General features: G+C 39.0%; 23 protein-coding genes. 4 read left to right on the top strand and 19 right to left on the bottom strand.

Annotated features, from left to right (window positions below):
- Positions 1–2 precede the first annotated feature (2 nt).
- From F8R13_RS00200 to rsmI, 18 genes are all read right to left on the bottom strand, one after another.
- Positions 3–1,154: a glycosyltransferase gene (locus F8R13_RS00200; RefSeq protein WP_152831138.1), complete on the bottom strand. Its 1,152-nt coding sequence runs from the start codon at positions 1,152–1,154 to the stop codon at positions 3–5.
- Positions 1,141–2,118, bottom strand: a complete 978-nt coding sequence (locus tag F8R13_RS00195; protein ID WP_172967658.1) for an O-antigen ligase — start codon at positions 2,116–2,118, stop codon at positions 1,141–1,143. The genes F8R13_RS00200 and F8R13_RS00195 overlap by 14 nt, the downstream gene beginning before the upstream one ends.
- Before the next feature lie 314 nt (positions 2,119–2,432).
- Complete coding sequence (locus F8R13_RS00190; protein WP_152831134.1) at positions 2,433–3,191, bottom strand: glycosyltransferase; 759 nt, start codon at positions 3,189–3,191, stop codon at positions 2,433–2,435.
- A gap of 7 nt (positions 3,192–3,198) precedes the next feature.
- Entirely contained in the window at positions 3,199–4,473 is a 1,275-nt protein-coding gene (locus F8R13_RS00185; protein WP_152831132.1) for a glycosyltransferase, read from the bottom strand.
- A complete protein-coding gene (gene lhgO, locus F8R13_RS00180; protein WP_152831130.1) occupies positions 4,470–5,681 on the bottom strand; it encodes an L-2-hydroxyglutarate oxidase in 1,212 nt (403 codons plus the stop codon). The genes F8R13_RS00185 and lhgO overlap by 4 nt, the downstream gene beginning before the upstream one ends.
- Positions 5,678–6,616 carry an NAD(P)-dependent oxidoreductase gene (locus F8R13_RS00175; protein ID WP_152831128.1) on the bottom strand — a complete coding sequence of 313 codons (939 nt, stop codon included), beginning with the start codon at positions 6,614–6,616 and terminating at the stop codon, positions 5,678–5,680. The genes lhgO and F8R13_RS00175 overlap by 4 nt, the downstream gene beginning before the upstream one ends.
- A gap of 13 nt (positions 6,617–6,629) precedes the next feature.
- Positions 6,630–7,223: an SIS domain-containing protein gene (locus tag F8R13_RS00170; protein ID WP_152831126.1), complete on the bottom strand. Its 594-nt coding sequence runs from the start codon at positions 7,221–7,223 to the stop codon at positions 6,630–6,632.
- 10 nt (positions 7,224–7,233) lie between these two features.
- Complete coding sequence (locus tag F8R13_RS00165) at positions 7,234–7,932, bottom strand: nucleotidyltransferase family protein (RefSeq protein ID WP_152831124.1); 699 nt, start codon at positions 7,930–7,932, stop codon at positions 7,234–7,236.
- Between the two features lie 4 nt (positions 7,933–7,936).
- Positions 7,937–9,109, bottom strand: coding sequence for a DegT/DnrJ/EryC1/StrS aminotransferase family protein (locus F8R13_RS00160; protein ID WP_216642568.1), 1,173 nt, complete (start codon positions 9,107–9,109; stop codon positions 7,937–7,939).
- Positions 9,110–9,138: 29 nt separating this feature from the next.
- Positions 9,139–10,104, bottom strand: coding sequence for a transketolase C-terminal domain-containing protein (locus F8R13_RS00155; RefSeq protein ID WP_216642567.1), 966 nt, complete (start codon positions 10,102–10,104; stop codon positions 9,139–9,141).
- Positions 10,094–10,927: a transketolase gene (locus F8R13_RS00150; protein WP_152831122.1), complete on the bottom strand. Its 834-nt coding sequence runs from the start codon at positions 10,925–10,927 to the stop codon at positions 10,094–10,096. Before F8R13_RS00150 ends, F8R13_RS00155 begins: the two co-directional genes overlap by 11 nt.
- Positions 10,928–10,932: 5 nt before the next feature.
- Positions 10,933–11,874, bottom strand: coding sequence for a GDP-L-fucose synthase (locus tag F8R13_RS00145; RefSeq protein ID WP_152831120.1), 942 nt, complete (start codon positions 11,872–11,874; stop codon positions 10,933–10,935).
- 3 nt (positions 11,875–11,877) lie between these two features.
- Positions 11,878–12,873: a hypothetical protein gene (locus F8R13_RS00140; protein WP_216642566.1), complete on the bottom strand. Its 996-nt coding sequence runs from the start codon at positions 12,871–12,873 to the stop codon at positions 11,878–11,880.
- 27 nt (positions 12,874–12,900) lie between these two features.
- Positions 12,901–14,622: an ABC transporter ATP-binding protein gene (locus tag F8R13_RS00135; RefSeq protein WP_216642565.1), complete on the bottom strand. Its 1,722-nt coding sequence runs from the start codon at positions 14,620–14,622 to the stop codon at positions 12,901–12,903.
- 99 nt (positions 14,623–14,721) lie between these two features.
- Entirely contained in the window at positions 14,722–15,996 is a 1,275-nt protein-coding gene (locus F8R13_RS00130) for a nucleotide sugar dehydrogenase (RefSeq protein WP_172967656.1), read from the bottom strand.
- 23 nt (positions 15,997–16,019) lie between these two features.
- Positions 16,020–17,072 carry an NAD-dependent epimerase gene (locus tag F8R13_RS00125; protein ID WP_152831113.1) on the bottom strand — a complete coding sequence of 351 codons (1,053 nt, stop codon included), beginning with the start codon at positions 17,070–17,072 and terminating at the stop codon, positions 16,020–16,022.
- A 7-nt stretch (positions 17,073–17,079) separates the two neighbouring features.
- On the bottom strand, positions 17,080–18,951 hold the full coding sequence (gene glmS, locus F8R13_RS00120) for a glutamine--fructose-6-phosphate transaminase (isomerizing) (RefSeq protein ID WP_152831111.1): 1,872 nt from the start codon (positions 18,949–18,951) through the stop codon (positions 17,080–17,082).
- Positions 18,952–19,113: 162 nt separating this feature from the next.
- Positions 19,114–19,944 carry a 16S rRNA (cytidine(1402)-2'-O)-methyltransferase gene (gene rsmI / locus F8R13_RS00115; RefSeq protein ID WP_152831108.1) on the bottom strand — a complete coding sequence of 277 codons (831 nt, stop codon included), beginning with the start codon at positions 19,942–19,944 and terminating at the stop codon, positions 19,114–19,116.
- A gap of 94 nt (positions 19,945–20,038) precedes the next feature.
- Here rsmI and F8R13_RS00110 point away from each other — a divergent pair, with 94 nt between their 5' ends.
- The 4 genes from F8R13_RS00110 to F8R13_RS00095 all read left to right on the top strand — a co-directional run bounded on the left by F8R13_RS00110 (position 20,039) and on the right by F8R13_RS00095 (position 22,748).
- A complete protein-coding gene (locus F8R13_RS00110) occupies positions 20,039–21,700 on the top strand; it encodes a penicillin-binding protein activator (protein WP_152831105.1) in 1,662 nt (553 codons plus the stop codon).
- A gap of 14 nt (positions 21,701–21,714) precedes the next feature.
- Positions 21,715–22,101 carry a YraN family protein gene (locus tag F8R13_RS00105; RefSeq protein WP_371414893.1) on the top strand — a complete coding sequence of 129 codons (387 nt, stop codon included), beginning with the start codon at positions 21,715–21,717 and terminating at the stop codon, positions 22,099–22,101.
- 134 nt (positions 22,102–22,235) lie between these two features.
- The gene (locus tag F8R13_RS00100) at positions 22,236–22,478 is read left to right on the top strand and encodes a type II toxin-antitoxin system Phd/YefM family antitoxin (RefSeq protein WP_152831103.1); all 243 of its coding nucleotides are present in this window, start codon (positions 22,236–22,238) and stop codon (positions 22,476–22,478) included.
- A 6-nt stretch (positions 22,479–22,484) separates the two neighbouring features.
- On the top strand, positions 22,485–22,748 hold the full coding sequence (locus F8R13_RS00095; protein WP_152831101.1) for a Txe/YoeB family addiction module toxin: 264 nt from the start codon (positions 22,485–22,487) through the stop codon (positions 22,746–22,748).
- Between the two features lie 15 nt (positions 22,749–22,763).
- Here F8R13_RS00095 and F8R13_RS00090 read toward each other — a convergent pair whose 3' ends face one another.
- Positions 22,764–23,264 (bottom strand): YhcH/YjgK/YiaL family protein, encoded by a 501-nt coding sequence (locus F8R13_RS00090; protein ID WP_152831099.1) that lies wholly within the window; start codon positions 23,262–23,264, stop codon positions 22,764–22,766.
- Positions 23,265–23,295: the final 31 nt, after the last annotated feature.

Here is a 23,295-nt window from a genome sequence, read left to right as displayed (position 1 = left end):
AGTTAACTTCTTATTAAACCTTGATACAAAATCTGATACCTGTGAACCATTTTTTCTATTGAAAACTCACTTATAGCTCTGTTTTTTAGCCTCTCTCCGAGTTGTCGCCGCTCATCCTTCGACTTTTCAACTAAAAGTAAAATCTTTCTCGATAAATCTTCTGGACTGTTAGGTTCGGCAAGAATAACATCATCGCCTCCAAGTAACCTAGCATCACCAACATCTGTTGACACACAACAAACCTCTGAAATCATAGCCTCAACCAGGACATTGGGAAACCCCTCCGTTCTCGACGGCAAGCAAAAAATAGACATCACACTCATGCATACTGGTATATCATTACGCTCTCCTGCAAGAATAAATGCCTGTAAATTTGATTCTTTTTCAATTTTAGAGCGTAAATCTAAATTAGAGTTATCAATTCCTCTACCTATCATCAAGAATTTAACATAAGGGTATTTATCCAGTACAAATCTTGATGCCTCAATTAGAACATCCTGCCCCTTATCTTGAGAAAGTCTGCCAACGCACCCAACGACAGTGTCTTCACCCGTTATCGAAAACTCCTTTCTCAAAGCTTCCTTTTGCATGTTTTCAACACTAAAATCTGCAACTAAAAATCCATTCGGGATTAATATCATTTTTGCGGCATCATAACCAAGCTGATGATGCCGCGCCCTTGAAGCTTCAGCCACAACAACAATTTTACTAGGGAGTACATGAGACAGTAACGCACAAACCCTTCTTATAACTGCCGTAGAATAAGACTTTTCTTTTAGTTCAGTTGTTCTTACCCCCCAGACCACATGCTTGACTTTAGCTATTTTTGCCATTATTCCACCTAAAAAGTCCGCATGGTACATCCATGTCTGCACAATCTGAGGGTCAATTTGTCGAAGTATCCCATACAAATTCCAACACCTTAAAATCCCAAAAACACTTTTTGAAAGGTTTAAAGAATAAACATCCACCCCCATCTTTCTAAACTTTTTTCCATAAACTCCCTCCGAAGTTAAAGAAATTACCACGTGCTTTATGGTCGTATCGTTGGAACAAAGGCGAAACAAGGTGGTTTCAGCCCCTCCCATTTCCAAACTAGATATAATATGCACTACTGTAATTTTTCTCATGAAAGCGTTGTCAATGACTTCCATCCACCCCTCCAGAAATAGAATTGGACTTACAACAGTCTTGAGTGCTCTCCCTTATCCAGCCTGATACAAAAATTGGCATCACAGGAATAAAAAAATACCTTAAATAAGTATGAGGGTTAAAAAACATAATTAACAAAAAAATCAAAAAAAGGTTAAGTAACAAAATATAAACACTTAAGTCTAGATACTTCAAACTATTGATATTTTTGTATAATTGAAACCATATCATTAAAAAGGCTAGCAAACCGAAAGCTCCGGTCTCTAACAACATCAATATATATGTATTATGAACTGTTTCAGCAACACCCGATGGCGAAAGCTCGTAAAAACTGGCTTGTTGCAGACCTATACCTAAAAGAAAATTTTGCGGGGTTTTCAATAAAATTTCCAAGGCATTTTCCATCAAGGAGATACGATCTGCCGAACTTCCCAATCCTGAATGACCAATATTTAGCCTTAATAGTAAGGTGTTATGAAAACTGCTATTAAAAAGGGTTATCAGAAAAAGACTAGCTCCCATTACAAATCCTATTCCAACAATCCACATTAAATATTTTTTTAAAAAATGCCTAGGTAATCTTTTCCTGTATTTATAAAACAAAACTGAGTTAACAAAAATTAAAAATAAAAGAATGAGGAACGCACTGAAAGACATCGTCAAAAGCAAGTTGAACAGCAATACTGTCAAAACTACTATCCATGCGACTCGCGCATAGCATCCTCCTGACTTCAAAACCAAAAATAAAATGATTGGGAGCATAAGCAAGGTTATGTAAGCAAAAGAATTCGCATTTCCAAATGTTCCTATTGCCCTGCTTGCCGAAAAAAACAAATCGTGATGAGGAAAATTAAAGGCTAACGCGCTTAACGACATCAGTAAAGGAATCAAATAAGCAATACCAACTATTTTAAAAAATGAATGTAAGTTTTCAAACTTAATAAAATGGTTCGCAATAAAAGACATCACTATCAAAATATAAAAGTACTGCAACGATGCTGAAAAAAAGCTTTTCGCCTCATATATATACCCAAAAAGAGCTTCGCTCAGAAATGACAAAAAAAGTATGAGCATGAAAAACAGCACGAGAAACAAAAAGTTATACCTAATCTGCCCTCTATTTATGGCAACCATTAGAAAAAGAAGCGATAATAAAAAGTCTCCAAAGGTAAACGAAATCCCTGAAGGGTAGTCAAACCCTCCCGGCCTTAAAAAAAAATATGGAGAAAAAAATATTGTCACTATAAATAATAGTGAAAACTCCTTTTTGACAAAAAATTTCAGAACATGCTCCTCCACAACTTTTTTAAAGGTTTAATTCTAGAAAAAATGAATCGAACCTTTTCACTAAAAGTCTCGGGAATTACAGTATTTATATTTTCCCAATCGGAAACATCATAAGCGCTTGCTAAACCTTGCCACTTTCTCAAAAAAGTTCTGTAATCGTCGAAAAACGACAAACTGAGATTAGAGCTCTTTACATCATCATCTTTCTGATCGACAAGAATAACAGCTGATTTGCAGAGATGAACCCCCCCCCCAATTTCATTTACCCTTAAACAAAAATCGGGATCTGCCCAAAAGTTTACAAAATCGGCAGAAAAAAATCCTCCTGCATTGTTTATAGTCTTCCTACTAGCGCAAAACCATCCGGCATAATGCACACCAAAAACCTGCCATTCGTATAATCTTCTCCCGCTAGAGTCAAATCGACGAAAGGCGAAAACTGTATTTTCTTGATGAACATTTGAAATGCATTCAAACATTTGGAAAAAACTACCTTTAACTGGTTTTGCGTCATCGGACCAAGGAATAATATAGTCGCCCTTTGACTTTAAATATCCTAATTGCATTGCATTCAACACGCCTTTAGGCGTAGTTTCAACTACATTTACTATTCGATCACCATGGATAGGAAAAGGCGAAACAAGAATAATTTCATACTCATCAGAACAGACTGAAAGTTCATTATCAATCAAATGAACGACTTCTTCCGCCTCTTGTTTTCTTAAACTAGGTAAAATTACACTGACAAGCATACTAACATTACCACCTAACCCTTAATCCTAAAGCATCTTTTATCCGTTTGACTTTTTTGTATAACTGAGGATTTTGAAAAAGCCGAAATACAAGTCCCTTAATAAAAAACCTATATGAATAATGGAATGAAAAATTTCTTGAAAAAACACTTACTAATGCCCCTACTAAAGCTTCCCTGACGCTTCCATCCAAAAGTTTAGCGCCATAATAATAGTAAATATAGGAATATTGCTGCTTGTTAAATTTTTCATCTGTACAACATGTATTATATACATCAGTATTCAACGAAATTTGCTTGAACACTTTGCTAATGCCTTTCCTTGAATCGTATTCTTTAAGGGCTCGGACACTTGCCCTTTCTGCCATCAACTCCCTCTCTTTTTCCCCTTCTTTGGATAAATAGTGCTCTATTTTTTTAACACATTCTTCTACATTCCTGAATATTGCAATTTCTTCTCCTGGAATAAATAATTGCTCTATCCCAGGAGCGTATTCAGATAAAATAAATCCTTGCGCCATCGCGATTTCTACAGGCCTACCCTTGACTTGCCTAATCCTCTTATCAACGGAAGACAAATCAACAACAAAGTTATCTCTATTCATAGTCCCTGTAAAATTTAAATTGATCTTAGAACTATTAAACACCCTGAACATGTCTTCTCGATCCACAAATCCGTTAATTGAGCCAACCCCCCATGTATTTACCTTTATACCTTTTAAAGCCAACGCATTAATTATTTCCTGTCTATTGGATTGTTTTATATTTCCTACAAATGAAACATCATACTCATATTTATTCTGATCTTTTACCGACAATGTTTTTTTTATTTTTTCAGCAGAATATAGTGCAAATGTTGTTATGACATTGATGCCGAGAAGCCTAAATTTATATTGAGAGTAGTAATCCGGTAGAATCACCAAGTCGGCTAACTGGGAATAGTACTTATCAACTGCTTCAAAAAAATACTCTGTGTCAAAAAAGTTAAACACATATTTTAAGGAGTGCTTTTTCTTTAGTTTGTACAGGTAATCAATCCCAAATGTTAAATCTGCTGAAGGCATTACAAAGAAAATCATTGTTATTTGATTTCTTTCAATTAAATCATCAATTTTTACATATAGCTGTTTTAGAGAGTTTAAATATAAAAACTCAACATAATCTAAAACGACTGTATGATCTGCATTTTCTTTAATACCTTCGACGTAATCTTCAAAAACCTGGTTGTTTTCAAATAGGTGGGTTAAAACTAGTACATTACTAGTATCATTCAAATACTTCATTTCTTTTTCAACAAGTCCAGTTCCTTTACAATCAACTCAGCAATTGCAAATGCACTGGTGAACGCTGGTGAAATGGCGTTCAGCAAATGAACATTTCCATCCTGATTTATGATTAAATAATCCATTACCAGCTCATCTTTTTTTCTATCATAGAGCTGGGGTCTGATACCTACCTTTGAAACACCTCCAAGTTCATAATCGCTCAGCGATGGCATCAACTTTTTTGCACTCCTGTAAAAAAAAGTTTTCGAATACTTCAATATTTCTGAATTGGCGTTCAGCCTAAAACCTTCATCTCCAACATACTGTTTTAATATAACGCTCATATAGTCCAGAAGCCTCTTATACTCAATATTAGATAGTATGGAATAATTCTCTCGCCCCAACGCGGGAATAGCTGTTGGACCTACATAAACATCGCCAAATATAGACTTTGTATAATGAACCCCTAAAAACGGCATTCTAGGGTCAGGCACAGGATAAATGTTTCCATTAACCTTATAAGAACTCTCTTTAATTAATTTTCTATAAACCCCTTTGAAAGGTAAACAAAAATATTCTTCTCCCACTCCAAAGCTTTTCGCAACATCGTCAGCATACATTCCCGCACAATTTATTAAACTCTCGAAAGCTATTTCTCCAACACTAGTTTTGACTCTATTCTGACCACAAGGACCTATAAATTTTGAGTCAAACAATATTTGAACCCCTCCTTCTTGCAATTCAGAAACGAGCGCCTTCAAAACACCTACAGAATCTATGGTCTTTGTTGTTGGTGAATACAGAGCTCTTTTCGCCTCAAATGCAAAAGGTTCAATTTCATTCAATTGCCCCCTATCTAGAACATCAACATCAACTTTATTTGCATGCGCTTTTTCTATTAGTTTATCTAGATCTTCATCTTCTTTTTCACTTGTAGGGACAATCACTTTACCGCTATCTACAAACCTGATTGAATGCTTCAAGGAAAATTCCATCATTTTCCTTGAGCCTATAGAACAAGCCTTCGCTCTCAAAGAGTCTTGTCCGTAGTAAAGACCTGAATGGAGCACACCACTATTCCTACCACTTGCATGTACCCCTACCTCCATCTCCTTTTCTAAAATAATTATGTTAAGATCAGGCTTTTCCTGAATCAGCTCATATGCCACAGAAAGTCCAACAACCCCTCCTCCAACAATCAAAGCATCGCATTCGATAGTTTTCATACATTTCCGTATCGAGTGTTTTTAATCATAGTATAGCCTTTGATTAACTCCTGAAGACCACGATCCAAGGAAAACTCAGAAGAGAATCCTGTCGCTTCGATTTTGTCATTGGACACGATGTAGTTACGTTGATCTGGATCCTTACCTACAGGAGCTTCCAAAAATGTGAAGTCAGGAACGAACTGTTGAATTCTTTCACAAAGCTCTTTTTTAGAAACATTCGCATCAGATAGACCAACATTGAAAATTTCACCTTTCATCGAATCAAAGTTATTGATCCCGTGTTGGAACGCTCTTGAAACATCTCTTACATGAACGTAGTTTCTCTTAAATTGACTCTCAAACAACACAACAAATCTGTCATATACAGCACGGTATGTAAAATCATTTACAAGCAGATCAAGTCTCATTCTTGGAGACATACCAAATACAGTAGCCAGCCTGAAACTAATGGCATTTTCGTGCTGCATTAGCTCTTTTTCCACTTCAACTTTATCTATTGCATATTGTGAAATAGGTCGCAACGGAGACTCTTCCGTACAGTAGTTATTTTCATCTCCTGTTCCGTATGCGCTATTTGTTGTTGGCATAAGAATTCTTTGTTCTTTAGAGATGTTTTTCAGCATTAATGTAACTGCATCATGGTTCGTCGTCTTAGCTCCAATTGGATCTTGGCTACAAATCGGCGCCCCAACAAGTGCTGCAAGAGGGATAATAATATCTGCTTCCTTTAGTAAGGGCTTAATAACACTTTCAATGCGAATATCGCCCTTTACAACAGAAAAGTTTGGGTGATAACAACAATGATTTAGGCTAGCTTGCTTAAACATAAAGTTATCTAAAACCGTAACATTATGCCCAGCTGCCAATAAGTCAGGAACCATTGTTGAACCTAAATACCCCGCACCACCAGTTACTAATATATTAAATGACATCAAACTTCTCCGTTTAATCTATAAAGTTAAAAATTTCTGCCTCTACACACTGACAAAGAGTGTGAGCCAAAACTATATGAATTTCTTGAATTGTGCTCGTTGCAGCTCCTGGTGCAACAATACAAAAATCCGCCTTACTTGCTACTTTTCCACCATAGCAACCGGTAAAAATAATGCTAGGAATTGATAACTCTTTGCAGGCTTCAACAGCTTTTAAAATATTCTCCGAATTACCAGAAGTAGTAATCCCTAGAAAAATATCATTTTTACCTGCTTTGCACTGAAGCTGTCGGGAAAAAACCTGGTCGAAACCGTAATCATTGCCAATTGCAGTCAAAATTGATGCATCAACAGTAAGTGCTTCTGCCGGAAGTGGTGCGCGATCTCTTGCAAGTTTACTTACGAATTCTGCTGCTAGGTGCTGCGCATCAGCTGCCGAGCCACCGTTACCGGCAATATACAGTCTTCCTCCGGATTTATATCGCTTAATAGCCTCTTGAACTGCTTGATTGAATACTTCTAACTGTTCTTTGTTAAGAAGAAAGGTTTTTTTCGCGTCAATTGAAGCATTTAGATTCTGCTCAAGGGCATTAATTGCTCTTACCATTCACTCTTTCCTACAAAATTGAGCTTGCACGGTAGTAGTCATCAGGAACGCCAATATCAATAAAACACCCTGAAAACTCTTCACCAAACAATCGCCCTTTTTCCTCTATAAATTTTGGCATCAAATCATCTTCAAGCGAAACTTTGCCGACAAATTTTTGCCCTATTGCTTTTATAAATGAAGGGTTGCACAAGTATACCCCTCCATTGGCAAGACGCCCTACCTTGTCCGTACCAGATTCTAAAGATACAATTTTCCCATCATCATCATCAACATCTAACCCCATATACCGACCAGACTCATTAGTCCGAAATAATGACATTGTCCAGTCTGATGCATGCTCATTATGAAACTTTTCTAGGTGTGGCAGGTCAACTTCGAAAAAGGTATCGCCATTCAGAAGCAAACAACTTTCATTTATGTCTTTAATCGCCAATAGAAAGCCTCCACCTGTTCCCAGAGGGGTATCTTCAACAACATAATGAATTTTTGCAGTTTTGTAGTTTTCGCCGAAATAGTCAATAATCACTTCTTTTTTATATCCGACGGAAATAACAAACTGCTCAACACCTTGGTTAATCCAATAATCCATTTGGTATTCAAGAAACGGCCGATTATTAATTGGAGCCATCGGTTTAGGAACATCGGAAACAACACTTCTAAGCCTTGTTCCTTGTCCACCCGCTAAGATAATAGCTATCTTTACCAACGTCTCACTCCACAGAATTTAGGATTTGGCAGATTTCATCAATTTCTTCATCTTTTAAATCTGGAAAGTTTCCGATATAGAATCCGTAAAAATGAATGTGGTCTGTTTCTGGGAATTGTTTATAGTAGCCATCAGGAACTATTCCTTGCAAATATGGCTGGCGCAACTGGTTCCCGCCACCAGCACTTCCTCTTCTGTACTCAACACCAGACTCATTCATTTTTTTCATCAGCTTTTCAACGAACGCATCATTTGGCTCATTCAACACCAAGTTAAATGCATAGTTACTTGAGCCTTCTAACTTAAAGTTAGTTCTATACTTCTTACTATCAAGCTGATTCAAAAAACGGTGAAGGTTTTCTGTTCTACGCTTGACGTTATAATCTAGCCTTTTTAGCTGTTTACGTCCCATAATCCCGCCAATCTCGGTATTGCGAACATTGTAGGCAGTAAAAGCAAAAATGAAGTCAGGGTTTAACTCGGGGTTTTTAGCTAAATAATCTTGGCGTAAAGCTTCGTCATTTGACTCCCTTAACATACCATGAGATCTAAGCATTCTAGCTTGCTGATATACTTCTGGGTCATTGGTACAAATCATCCCACCCTCGATAGTACTCATGTGGTGAGCATAGTAAAAAGAAAAGTTTGAAATCCAACCAATACTTCCCAATTTTTTCCCGCCGTGCGTCGCACCATGAGACTCACACACATCCTCAATTAAAAGAACATTTCTTTTTTCTAGTTCACTAATCAACTCATCTGTTAATCCATCAAAGCCCTGTACATGTGTCAAAAAAACTGCTCTGGTCTTATCAGAAAGACTTTCAATAATTTTGTCACCATCCATCGCTAATGACTCAGGATCTATATCAACAAAAACCGGGGTAAACCCATGCTGAAGTACAGAGGAAACATCGGATATCCACGTTAAAGGAGGAACAATAACTTCCCCACCTTCAGGATAACGAAGTTTCAAAATCGCCATCGTTAAAAGGTTTGCAGAAGCACCTGAGTTGACAAAAACACTATGTTTCACGCCCAGCCAATCTGACCATTCTGCCTCAAACGCTCTTACATTTGCCCCGTTTGTTAGAATTGGATCATCTTGCTTAAGGTGCTCAATCACCGCATCAAGATCTTCTCTTTGAATATTGTTGCGCATTAGCGGGAATTTCATCTATTTTCTCTCCGTGGAAATTTCTAAAATCAAATATCATGGGAAGACATAAAGTCTTTTACGGTGGACATCACAGAAACAGGTCCAATCCCCGCCTTTTCGTGTAATTCTTGCCGAGTCCCTAACTCAAACTCATATTGCGAATGAACACCTATATTGCAAAACTTTGGCTTTGAAGCTAATTCTTGAATAAAATTAAACAAGAGGGCATCAAGCCCCCCTCTACCCTTAAACGCTTCCTCTAAAGACACTAAACCTTTGTAATTTTTAATTTTTTCTGACAATAAAGCAGAATCAAAACCAGACAAATCGAAAAGATCAATTAACCCGACTTTAACACCTTCTTTCTCTAACTCTTCTGCAACTTGCATTGCGGTATGAACCATATACCCTGTTGCAATCAAACAAACATTGTCACCTTCTCTTATTTCAGAAAAGCCAGCTTCTGTATTAACACTTCCTTGCTCATAAATTGGCGGCAAAATTTGAGCATCAAACCTTAAGTATTTTGGCCCCGTGTTATTTAAACACTCATCAATCAAAGATTCTGCGACCACATGATCACTAGGAGAAAGAACTCTGAAATTAGGCATAGCACGCATTAGAGTAATATCTTCATAACATTGATGTGTTGGCCCGGAAACGACATAGCTATAACCTGCTCCAACACCTATTAAGTTAACATTCATATCTCTTACTTCAGACAATAACGCCAAGTTCACACGGGATTGCTCATAACAACGCATAGTAATAAAAGGTGCTATCGCATATGCAAAAACTGTAAAACCTTCTGTTGCCAAACCAGCCGCAACATTTATAAGGTTTTGCTCCGCAATGCCAACGTTTGCAAACCTGTTAGGAAAATCTTTTCTAATTTTATCTAACACAGGAGAACCAAAATCTGCAGAAAGAAAGAAAATTTTTTCATTACTCTGCATAGCAATCCATATCTGCTCAAGAAAAGCATCCCTCATCGCTCTAGGTTTAATTTCCACGATTATCTCCAAGTATTTGATCTATCAATTCTGGCTTTGGATTTAAAATATGTGCTAGTGATTCATTAGCTAAACCTGGAACACCTTTGCCTTTTACTGTATTCGCAATAATTGCTTTTGGCTTCCCTTCATGTAGTTTTGACATTTTTTGTAATGCCAATTGAACCGCCTCAACATCATGACCATCTACTTCCTCACAATGCCAGCCAAAGGCAGAAAGCCTTTTTGCTAACGCATCATGAGAAACAATGTTATCCGTGTGGTCAAGCATACTTATTTTGTTGTTATCAACAATCAGATGTAAATTATCCAACTTATGGTGCGATGCGAACATAATTGCCTCCCAGTTGGATCCCTCATGCAGTTCCCCATCACCAGTAACAACATAGACTTGGTTAGGTGAATTCTTGTTCTTTAAGCCTAGAGCCACCCCAGTTCCAACGCCAAGACCATGACCTAGAGAACCATTAACAGTTTCATAACCTGGAATCACCGGATCAGGAATTCCTCCGAGAAACCCTCCACTTTCACATACTTTATTAAGCTCATCCATCGCAAAAAAACCCAAGTCAGCAAGAATAGGATACATACATATAGAGCCATGCCCCTTACTGATAATGCATCGGTCACGACCTTCTGATAGCGGCTGTTCAGGAAATATTTCAAGAATCCCTCCATAATAAAGGGCAACAAAAATTTCCACACACGAAAGAGAAGATGCAATCCTTGTTTCTGGCGCTCTTCTGTGAATTGCTAAAGTTTCTTTCCACACCCACTCTGCTTTGTCTTTTAACATTTCTGAGGTCTGCATTTCTTTCTTCATAGTAATCAATCCGCTATATTTTCCAAATACCATTGATATGTTGAATACAAACCTGTTTCCAATGTAATTTCAGGCCTCCATCCCATACTAAATGCCCTAGAACTATTAAGTAACTTTCTCGGCGCACCATCGGGTTTAGACGCATCCCACCTAATATCTCCAGAATAACCAATTACACTGGCAATCTCTTTAGCTAACTCAGCAATACTGTAATCCGTTCCTGTCCCTATATTGATTGGCAAATCAATTGCGAGCTCCTCTGTTTCAAGAACATGCAGGCAAAATTTAGCTACATCATCAGAGTGTATAAACTCTCGCCGAGGGGTTCCTGTACCCCATAACTCGACATGTGGAATTCTCTTTGCTTTAGCCTCATGAAACCTCCTAATAAGCGCAGACATTACATGACCAGACTCAGGATTAAAGTTATCATTAGGCCCATATACACTGTTAGGAATTATGGGAATAAACTTAGAACAATTGTATTGAACATTATATGACAAACACATTTGCATACCTGCCATCTTAGACACAGCATACGCCATGCTTGTTGGCTCAGGGTAACCCGAAAACAGCGCTTGTTCAGACATAGGTTGTGGGCAAACTTTTGGGTACATGCAAGATGACGCAAAGAAAATTAATTTTTTCACATCATTTCGATTTGCCGCTTGCAAACAATTTAACTGAATCGCTAAATTGACATTCATGAAATCAGCTGGATAAGTTTTGTTTTCAACAATACCCCCAACTTTTCCAGCTGCTAATATCACATATTCCGGCTTCTGTTGATCAAAAAACTGATCAACCATTTTTTTATCGGTTAAATCCAGTTGACTGCGATCCACAGTCACAATGTTATTGAACCCTCTAAGTCGAAGGTTCTCAACAATTGCAGAACCAATCAACCCCTTATGCCCTGCAACAAAAATTTTTGAACTTGCTTCCATCACTTAAAACCCATTTGGCTGATACAAAACCACTCGACTACCCGCATCCTCGAACTTAAAAGGTACGTGAATTAAGTGACTTAATTTATTTTTTATATATGGCTGAACTTCAGGTTTTGCAAAAAAGAGAATAAAGCCCCCTCCACCAGCACCCAAAATTTTACCGCCTAGCGCACCAGCCTTCATGGCGATATCGTAAATCTCATCTATTTCAGGAGTTGAAACCTTACTGGAAAGACTCTTTTTGTATTGCCAACTTTCGTCAAGGAGCATCCCAAAATCTTCTATAGAACCCACTCCTTTTTGAAGAATATTGATTGACTCGTCAACCATCGAATACATCTTCATCAATTCCTGCTCACGATTTTTTAAGTTCTTAATCTTTGAATCCGCAATTTCAGATGCTATTCGAGAAAATCCAGTAAAAAACAACATTAAGTGATTGTTAAGTGAATTTACGGTATCAGGGGAAGTAAGAATAGGCTGGACATCAAATGAGCCATTCCGATTAAAGTCAATTCTGTTGAACCCACCAAAAGCTGCTGCAACCTGATCTTGTGAGCCAACATTTTCTTTTATGACACATTGCTCTACATAAATTGCATCTTTCGCCAACTGCTCTTTGCTGATAAGCTTACCCTCAAGCCCTTGCAACGCCTTAATCAAACCAACCGTAAATGCCGAACTTGAGCCCAACCCTGATCTAGCAGGCAAGTCACCATCATGATGCACTTCTAGCCCTTCTTTCACATTCAGCCAGTTAAAAATCCCTTTTACAGCAGGGTGTTTAATTTGATCTGTTGATTCAACATTTTCAATAGATGAATATACCAAGCGATGCTTATGCTCAAAAAATGGAGGTAAACGCCGACAAGAAATATAACAATACTTGTCAATGGTAGTCGATAGCACCGCTCCTCCATGATTGGCAAACCATCCAGGATAATCTGTCCCGCCACCAAAAAATGAAATCCTAAATGGTGTTCTTGTAACAATCACCCCTTCACTCCTTTTTTTATTTCCAAATCAAACATGGCTATGAAATACCATTTTTTTGAAGTCCTCATTTTTTTCATTGAGATCATTAAAATTCCCTGAAGCAACTACAGCTCCATCTTCGATCATAAAAATCTCATCACATTTTTTTAATGTCGCTAAGCGATGTGCAACAATCACTATAGTTTTTTTACCGTAAAAATCGAAAATTGCGTCCATGACATTCTTTTCAGTAAGTGAATCCAGTGCACTAGTAGCCTCATCAAAAATCAGTACATCAGCATCATGATATAAGGCTCGGGCAATAGCTATACGCTGCTTCTGACCTCCTGAAAGTTTAGCGCCTCCTTCACCAACTTTTGTATACACACCTTTCGGAAGACTATTTACAAAACTTAACAAGTGTGCCAGTTCTAATACTTTATTAACTTTTACTAAATCAATTCTGTTTAGATCCACGCCAAAAGCAACGTTTTCAACAATTGAGCCCTCTGTAAGAAATATACTTTGAGGAACAAATCCAATCAAATTCTGCCAATCACGAACATTTGAGTCATCTACCTTCTTACCATCAACAGCCAGACAACCTGAGTTTGGTGCTATCAATCCTAGGAGAATATCAACTATGGTACTTTTGCCTGACCCTGAAGGTCCAACAAGGCCAACCATTTTATTTGCAGAAATACTTAAATTAATCCTATTCAAGATCACACTTTCAGAATCTTGGTAACTGAAATCAACGTTACACAATGCAACAGACTGCGTTATTTTTAATGCTTTGTTTTTTTTGTGGACTGCAATCTCATCCTTCGCTATATTCATTGCTTTATCTAGGTCATTTTTTATTGAATCGAACGCTGAAATATTTCCTTTTATTTGAGCAACACCTGCATAAATTTGTTGAAAAGCGGGCAAAAGCTTAAAGCCTGCAAATGCGTATAACGACAGGATTGGAAGAAACTCGTCCAACTTATTATTCTCAAATATCACCAGATAAATAACCAAAACTATCAAAACGCCAAATGCCACCAGCTCTAAGAAGTACCTAGGAATTTGCGAGAGAGCTGTCGTCTCACCATGACTTCGCGCCATTTCTCTTGAAGCCTCAATAAATTTGGCTTCAAATTCTGATTGTTTCCCTAAAAGAATAATATCTTTTATACCTCTAAACCCCTCACCTAACAGCCGATAATACTTTCCAGCATAACTTGATGTACACTCCCCATTGAGTATCAACTTGTATCTAATAAATGAGTATATTGCAAAGTATGAAAGCCCAAAAACCATCACCCCTGTAAGCGCTACTAATGGATTAAGCGCAAAAAGCAACATAGACATTAACAAGGCAACAAAAAATTTTGCATTTACGTTCATCAAAGGAAGCAAAACTGAATTAGTAAAGCGCTGAACCTCTGTCGCGATTTGCTTGCTCAGCTGGGCACTAGTTGTCTGCTTATGAAACTGCCATGACTCCCTTAAATAGTAACCATAAAGCCTCTCCGAAAACTCCGCACCAACTTGAGTAGCGAACATTGAAAGCTTCCATGTGGTTATGATTGACAAAAGCGTCGAAATTGACAAAATGAGCAAAACCAACACACCCATAGAGATGATAAACGCATTGGTTGAAGAGAAACCTATATAGGTGTAAATTGAAAACAAAATTTTGTTGTCGTTGATCAAGCTTGCATTAGAAACCAATGCCATAAAGGGCGCTATGGAAGCAACCCCTACTATTTCCGACACAGCCATAATAACCACAAAGAACTGGAGAATGTAAAATGTCTTCCTTTGTTTTACAGACAGTACACTGAAAATTTGATATATATCTTGTATCATAAAAAAGAACAATTACAAACGAGCATCAGGATTATCGACAATCCCTTTAACATCATAAACTACTTGGTTATTAGTTTTATCAAATGAAATATTTTTAAATGCGGCATGAGCTACCGAAAGAACAACTGCCTGATAATCTTCACAATTGACATCCATTCCTTGATTCAAGAGTTCTATTCCGTACTCACACCTTACTTCCTCTGAATCAGCCCAAGGATCGTAAACATCAACTTCAATGCCAAAATCCTCCAACTCAACAATTACATCAATAACCTTAGAATTTCTTATATCAGGACAATCTTCTTTAAAAGTAATACCTAAAACTAAGACCTTGGCCCCTTCAACTTTTTGCCCCTTTTTAATCATCAGCTTAACAACTTGATTTGCTACATAAACTCCCATACTGTCATTTAATCTACGTCCAGCCAAAATAATTTCTGGATTATAGCCAATTTCTTGCGCCTTATGTGTTAGGTAATATGGATCAACTCCAATGCAATGACCCCCTACTAAACCTGGCTTGAACGGCAAAAAATTCCATTTTGTTGCCGCTGCCTCCAGTACAGCAGCTGTGTCGATACCCATTTTATTAAAGATAACTGCCAACTCATTTACAAACGCGATATTTAAATCTCTCTGCGAGTTCTCAATAACTTTCGCTGCTTCTGCCACTTTCATCGTCGGTGCCAAATGCGTACCAGCAGTGATCACCTCACGATACAATGCATCCACTTTTAAACCAATCTCAGGTGTTGATCCTGAAGTAACCTTTTTAATTTTAGTCACAGTATGAACTTTATCACCCGGGTTAATGCGCTCCGGCGAATACCCACAGAAGAAATCAGCATTAAACTTCAAGCCAGAAAACTTCTCCAACACAGGCACACAATCTTCTTCGGTCGCCCCCGGATAAACCGTCGATTCATAAATCACAATATCGCCTTTTTTTAACACCCTACCAACCGACTCAGACGCTTTAATCAAAGGCGTTAAATCCGGGCGTTTGTTTTTATCAATCGGGGTAGGAACCGTCACCACATACACATTACAATCGCGAATATCATCTAAATTCGCCGTTGACCGAAAGCCAAATTCTTTATTCATGCGAGCTAAATATTCATCTTCCACTTCTAAAGTGCGATCATGCCCTGCATTCAACTCATCTACACGCCATTGCGCAATATCAAAGCCAATAGTCGGATACTTCCGAGCAAACTCCACTGCTAACGGCAAACCTACATACCCCAAACCAATCACGGCAATTTTGTATTCAGACATTTTCAACATCCCTTCCAATAAACTTACAAAACTTAAACTTTAAAAAATTCGCGATACCAAGCGATAAAATTATCAATTCCTTGTTGCACTGGCGTTGCAGGTTGATAATTCATATCTCTAACTAAATCATCTACATTGGCATAGGTAGCAGGTACATCCCCCGCTTGCAAAGGCAATAATTCTTTTTCAATGGTTTTTCCTAAGGTGTTTTCAATCGCTTGAATAAAATCCATTAGCTTCACTGGATTGTTATTGCCAATGTTATACACTTTATAAGGTGCCGAAGAAGAAGATGGTTCTGGCGACTTCCCTGACCATTCAAGATTAGGTTGAGCAGGATTATCAATCACACGGGTAATACCCTCAACAATATCATCCACATAAGTGAAGTCACGCAACATTTCACCATTATTAAATACTTTTATCGACCTGCCTTCCAACGCTGCTTTAGTGAATAAGAACAACGCCATATCCGGGCGACCCCAAGGGCCATAAACGGTAAAAAAACGTAGCCCTGTTGTAGATATTCCATACAAATGCGAGTAAGTGTGTGCCATCAGCTCATTAGATTTCTTAGAAGCTGCATACAAACTCATTGGGTGATCAACATTGCTTGAAGTTGAAAATGGATAGGACTCATTTAAACCATATACAGAAGAGCTAGATGCATAAGAAAGGTTGTCTACTTGATAGTGACGACAAGCTTCTAAGATATTAATAAAACCAACAATATTAGCATCAATATATGCTATCGGGTTCTCAATTGAATAACGCACCCCTGCTTGGGCCGCTAAATTACATACTGCGTCGAAGTTTTCAGCTTCAAATAACTTATCAAGATTCTTTTTATCTTCAAGCTGTAGCTGTATAAAACGGTAGTTTAAACTTTTTGTAGACTGAACTATTTTATTGTATTCAATTTGATTTCGCTCTATCCCTGCATACTCTAATCGACCATATTTTACACCCTGGTCATAATAATCATTAATAGAGTCTAAACCCACCACATCATCGCCACGAGCAACAAGCTTCTTAGCCAAGTGGAAACCAATAAATCCTGCTGTACCCGTGATTAATATCTTCATTTACATCCTACTCTACTGTTACTGATTTTGCTAAATTTCTCGGCTGATCAACATCTGTTCCCTTAATCAAAGCAACATGATAGGCCAACAACTGCAACGGAATATTAAAAGTGATTGGTGCAGTAATTCGTCCTACATTTGTGGTTGTTTTAACAACCTTCATACCCTCCTCGGAACCGACATTTGACTGTTCATCTTCAAACACAATCATTTGTCCGCCTCTGGCCTTAACCTCTTGGAGGTTTGACTTGAGCTTTTCCAACAAGTCGTTATGAGGCGCAATTGCAATGACTGGAATATTTTCATCTATGAGAGCCAGCGGACCGTGCTTAAGTTCACCCGCCGGATAGGCTTCAGCATGAATATAGCTAATTTCTTTTAGCTTAAGCGCTCCCTCCATTGCGATAGGATACATGGTACCTCTACCAAGGAAGAGAGCATTGTCCTTATCGGAGAAGTTTTTGGCGATTTCTTTCACAACTTCTTCATGAGCCAACGCGCTTTGAATCAAACCAGGAAGTTTTTGCAAGCCTTTGACAATAATCGTTTCTCTTCTTTCTGAAATACGCTTTTGCAATTTACCAATCACCGTCACCAACAATGACAAAGCAACTAATTGTGTCGTAAAGGCTTTGGTTGACGCCACCCCGATTTCGGGCCCAGCATGCGTTAGGAAAGTAAGATCAGACTCCCTTGTCAAACTAGACTCAGGAACGTTACAGATAGTCAGCGTTGAAACATTCTTCTCATTAGCAACTTGCTTGATTTGTTGCAGGGCAGCTAGCGTATCTGCTGTTTCGCCAGACTGGCTAATGGTGACAAACAGCGTATTGTCTTGCACCACTGGATTTCGGTAACGATATTCACTCGCCACTTCAACAGAACATGGCAAGCCGATAATATCTTCAAACCAGTACTTTGAAACCAAACCTGCATGGTAACTGGTACCGCAAGCAATAATCTGAACCTGCTTAACGGCTTTAAAAATGGATTCGGCTTGATAACCAAAAGCGGATGGTAAAACATGCTCTTGCGAAATACGACCTTCCAAAGTATCAATAACGGCTTGTGGCTGCTCAAAAATCTCTTTGTGCATATAGTGGCGATGATCCCCCAACTCCACCGAGTGCATATTCAAAGAAGATTGTTTTACCTCTCTTTCTACCTGTTCACCATCACCATTAAAAATCGTTACACCTTGGCGGGTTAACTCGGCGACATCACCTTCTTCCAAAAAAATGAAATTTTGTGTAACAGGTAGCAATGCAGATACATCAGAAGCAATGAAAAACTCGCCAATCCCCACACCAATCACTAATGGACTACCTTTTCTTGCCGCAATAAGTGTATCCGGAAATTTTGGACTAATCACTCCCAGCGCATAAGCACCTTCAAAATGCGTAATTGCCTGTTGAACAGCGGACAATAGTGAAGTCGAAGTTTTAAGCTCATAATGAACGGCGTGCGCAACCACTTCGGTATCGGTTTCAGAAGTAAAACGATACCCCTCTGCCAATTGAGCTTCTTTCAAGATATGATAATTTTCGATAATGCCATTATGAACAACGGCAACTTCATTATTACAGATATGCGGGTGAGCGTTATTTTCGGATGGAACGCCATGCGTCGCCCAACGGGTATGCGCAATCCCGATATTTCCATCAAAAAAAGAATTTTGCTGAATCTTCGAGTCAAGCTCTTTGATTTTGCCTACGGCGCGTAGGCGCTGAATTTGAAAACTTGCTCTTTCTGGACTTTCTGCAGAATTTAGGAGCGCGATTCCTGATGAATCGTAACCTCGATATTCAAGCCTTCTTAAACCTTCCAATAAGATCGGAACAACGTTCCTCTCAGCGACGCCGCCAACAATTCCACACATTTAACTAGTAACCCGACAGATGTTATTGTTATTTTTTGACTACACATTTTATCAAATGCTTAACCATTTATCTTTTTCTTTGTGTCGCCTTTTGCATATTAAGTAGCAAACAGGCTCTCAATTATTTAAAAAGACGAACTATACCTTAGTTCAATGACACTATTATTTCAACGTCAACACGCGCTGATACACGGCCTTTTTCGGCACGTTGTAAAATTCACCAACAATTTCAGATATTTGTTTAACGTGCAGTGATTGAGTCAACAATACTTTAATCAAATCATCATAATCTTCTTGTTGAGAATCTTTCTCTTCTACACCTGAAACCATAATGACAAATTCGCCTCTCTGCCAATCTTCATTCGATTCAAACTGCTCGATCACCTGAGGAATACTTCCGAAAACGAATCTTTCAAACTGCTTGGTGATTTCTTTGGCTACAGCAATCTGTCTCTCTTCTCCGAAAACAACCATCATTGATCTTAGAGACTCCATTAGTCTGTGCGGCGACTCGTAAAAAACCATTGTTCGCGTTTCAGCTGACAACACTTCCAAAGCAGTCAAACGCTTCTGTTCTTTGGCTGGTAAAAAACCTTCAAAAGTAAAACGATCTGTCGGCATACCTGCAGCGCTTAGGGCGGTAATAACGGCTGATGGCCCTGGAATAGGTTCAACACTCAAACCATTTTCACGCAAATAAGAAACCAAGTGATAGCCTGGATCACTAATCAACGGGGTACCTGCATCCGACACCAAAGCACCATTCTCACCCGCTTGCAACTTCGCCAATAACTCGGTTTTCTTGGCCTGTTCATTATGATCATGCAAACTGATTAACGGCTTACTAATACCGAAATGTTGCAACAGTTTCTTAGAGTGTCGCGTATCTTCACAGGCAATCCAGTCAACAGACTCAAGTATTTCCAACGCTCTCAAGGTAATGTCTTTCAAATTCCCTATCGGCGTTGCAACAATAAATAATTTTCCGCTCATTTTGCAAGGATTCCTATTGCACTTCTGGTCGCACTTCTGATTTGCATTTATGTATAATAAATCTCATTAATTTTAATTGGTCATCTACCGCCACATGTTCCAGCGAATTTTATCACTTCCTACCCCGCAGAATCGTTTTATTGCCCAGTCCGGAAAAGCACTCGCGTTAGCAGCTGCGATTGGAATGACGGCAGCCATTCTGACATCTTGTAGTACTACACCGGTTTCACAACAAAAACCAATTGTTGGAATGCCTTCGTCTGGAGCCATCACAAAAAAAACTTCCAACCAAGTCTTGCAGGAAGAGATCAGAGAAGCGCAACAGGCAAAATCTTGGAACAATTACTTGGAGTTGACCCAATTACTTTGGTCTAAAGCCTCTCCTGAAAACCAGTTGGCAATTGAGTACCAAATCTGGCAAACGTTAAAAGACCTGCCGCAAGCAGAAAAAGACAAACTCACATCAGACCCTGACACATCTCCTGATTTAATGTCCTGGCTGGATTTTGTCAAAGCGACCGAACTGCATCCTATTTGGCAGAAGCCAGCTTTGGCGGACTTAAAGCGCTTCAACCCATCTGCGCTTTTCAATCAACACCTCAACCAAGCATTGAGCCAACAGCTTTTGAACACCAACAAAGTGCAGCAAGTTGCGGTATTTCTACCCCTAACCGGCCCTTACAAAAACATCGCCATGCAAATTCGTGACGGCATTATCCGCAACCAGTTAGCGCACGCGCCAAATGTTAAATTGGCCTTTTACAATACCAATTTCAACCCCAGTGAACCCAACCAGATTTTGTCTACCTATCAGACTGCAAAACAAAACGGTGCAGACGTCATTTTAGGGCCTCTGCAAAAAGAAAATATTGATATCCTGACCAAAAAACTCAATGCAATAGGGGGCGATAATTCTGTCATCACACTTAATGATGCCTTTGGCATTCAGCACTTCAATTTCATCTCAAATAGTGAAGCCCTGCAAATCGCCACTAAGCTTTGCCAAAAACACTATAAAAACATCGCCATTCTAACGAGTACAACGCCTGCTGACAGTAACCTGGCGGTGCAAATTGCAGACTACTGGCAGCAAGTACCAGACCACAAGTTGACACTCAAAAGCTACCCGGCAACCCACCCAAAACTTCGGGAAGCTTTGGGAAGCGTCATCAATGAAACTTACAGCCAAGCTCGCAAAAACAACCTGCAATGGCTATTTAAAGAAAACCTATCCTTTACCCCTCGCACACGTAAGGATCTGGACGCCATCGTACTTTTAGGCAATGCAAGACAGGTTGCGGTATTTAAACCGCAATTTGCTTTCTTTGAACTACAACTCCCGGTGTATGGTTCGTCAAAGCTAACGCCGATTAATCTGGATAAAACCGAACCAAACAAAGACTTGGCAAATGTTATCTTCCCGACCTTTAAAGCGGCATTAAAGAAAACCAATCTCGCTTCCACCCTTGAAGCTTATGGCTGGGACAGCTTTACGCTTGCAACGCAAAAATACCGCCTTGGTCCAAACATCTGTTTAAACACGGGGATGCTCGGCAAGCTCAGCAAACAAGACAATGAGTTTGATTACAAAATGTCATGGGCAAGATACAACGCCAGAGGTGAAGTGGTTCCACTGACAGAAACCAATAATGCCGATGAAAGCCACTACATAGATATTCCTCAAGCGCCTTCTGATGCAGTTCAACCTGCAAAAGTCTTGCCCGGGGAAACCACCCCTGATTCAACGACACCCTAAACACTTTTCTTGGAATTAATAGCATCGGACTTTTCAGCAAGCTCATTGGTCAACAAAAAGAAGCCGACGCCGCAAGCTTTCTTCAGTCGCAACGCTTAGAAGTTCTGCACAAAAACTACCGCTGCAAAGGCGGCGAGATTGATTTGATCTGCCTAGAGCAGACTTCTCCACAAGAAACCACCTTGGTTTTTGTCGAAGTCAAACATCGCCAATCAACAACCTTTGGCGAACCAGAAGAAGCCATAAATGCCGCCAAACAACGCAAAATCATACTTTGCGCACAAACCTTTTTACAAAAGCATCCAAACTATCAGCATCACGCTATGCGTTTTGACTCGCTGAGCTTTACAGGCGATCAGTCCGCACCTAATTGGATACAAAACGCTTTTTGGCTTGAATAAAGAAAAGATAACCCGGCAAAAATCTGCCAGGTAAGCCTGGACCTTATGATAACGGACCATAAAACTTGACAAAAAGTACGCTATTACGTACGATAATCTTCTCTATTTCTTTTTCAGAGGTTACAAAAATCATTATGACAACACTTAATTCCACAGAGGCGCGCTCAAACTTTTATGGATTAATTGCACAGGTCAATGATTCACACGAGCACATCACCATTACCGGAAAAAAAGGCAATGCTGTTTTAATTTCCGAAGATGATTGGAATGCGATTAATGAAACCTTAAATCTTCTAAATATAAAAGGCATGAGAGAGTCGATTATTTCCGGTATGAAAGAACCTGTTGAGAATTGTGAAACTGAACTTAACTGGTAACAGTAAATGGCCTGGCAGTTGATTTATACCAAACAAGCTCAAAAAGACGCGAAAAAACTCGCTGTGAGCGGTTTGAAACCAAAAGCGGCAGAACTTTTAGACCTACTCAAAGAAAATCCTTTTCAAAACCCACCGAGATATGAACGCTTGGTGGGGGATTTATCTGGTGCATTTTCCAGAAGAATTAACATCCAGCATCGCATTGTTTATCAAGTGATTGAAGATCAAAAAATAGTCAAAATTTTAAGACTTTGGACGCATTATGAATAGCGTTCTATATAACGACTATTCAAAAAACTCGACTGGCACTTTAACCACCGCTTTATAAACGAGCTGCTTGCTTTCAAAAGACGCCAGTCCAAGGTGTGCATCATTTGTAAAGTACACCGATAGATCTTCAGGTTGCATCACTATTTTTGAAGCCTTATCGGTATCTTCGTAGGCGATAAAATCCTTATCTTCCTCAAAACGCTTAAACGTCAGGTGACGAATATCAATCACTTCCATCTGCTCATTGCCGGAAAGAATCAACTGGAAATCGACATATTGCTTGTGTGACTCAAAAAAGCAGTCCGCGCGGTCTTTTGTCATGTAAACCTGCTCCACCACAAAACAACCACCGCCAATATCAATTTTTTGCGCTCTAGGCTCAATGCTCGAGAACATTCGCTGGTGCACTTGCGAGGTAGGGTCTAATGCTTCCTCCAAATAATCGAACACAACGCCTAGTTTGTCGTTGTTCTTAAAGAATTTTTTCACTTCAAAATAATTACCGATAACAGCCATAGCTCATTCCACTTTTAAATCGAATTGATTG

The organism is Hydrogenovibrio sp. JE_KL2 (assembly GCF_009296185.1).
Classification (GTDB): domain Bacteria; phylum Pseudomonadota; class Gammaproteobacteria; order Thiomicrospirales; family Thiomicrospiraceae; genus Hydrogenovibrio.
Note: the sequence above shows the minus strand (reverse complement) of the source record. Positions and strands in the feature narration are given on the sequence as shown.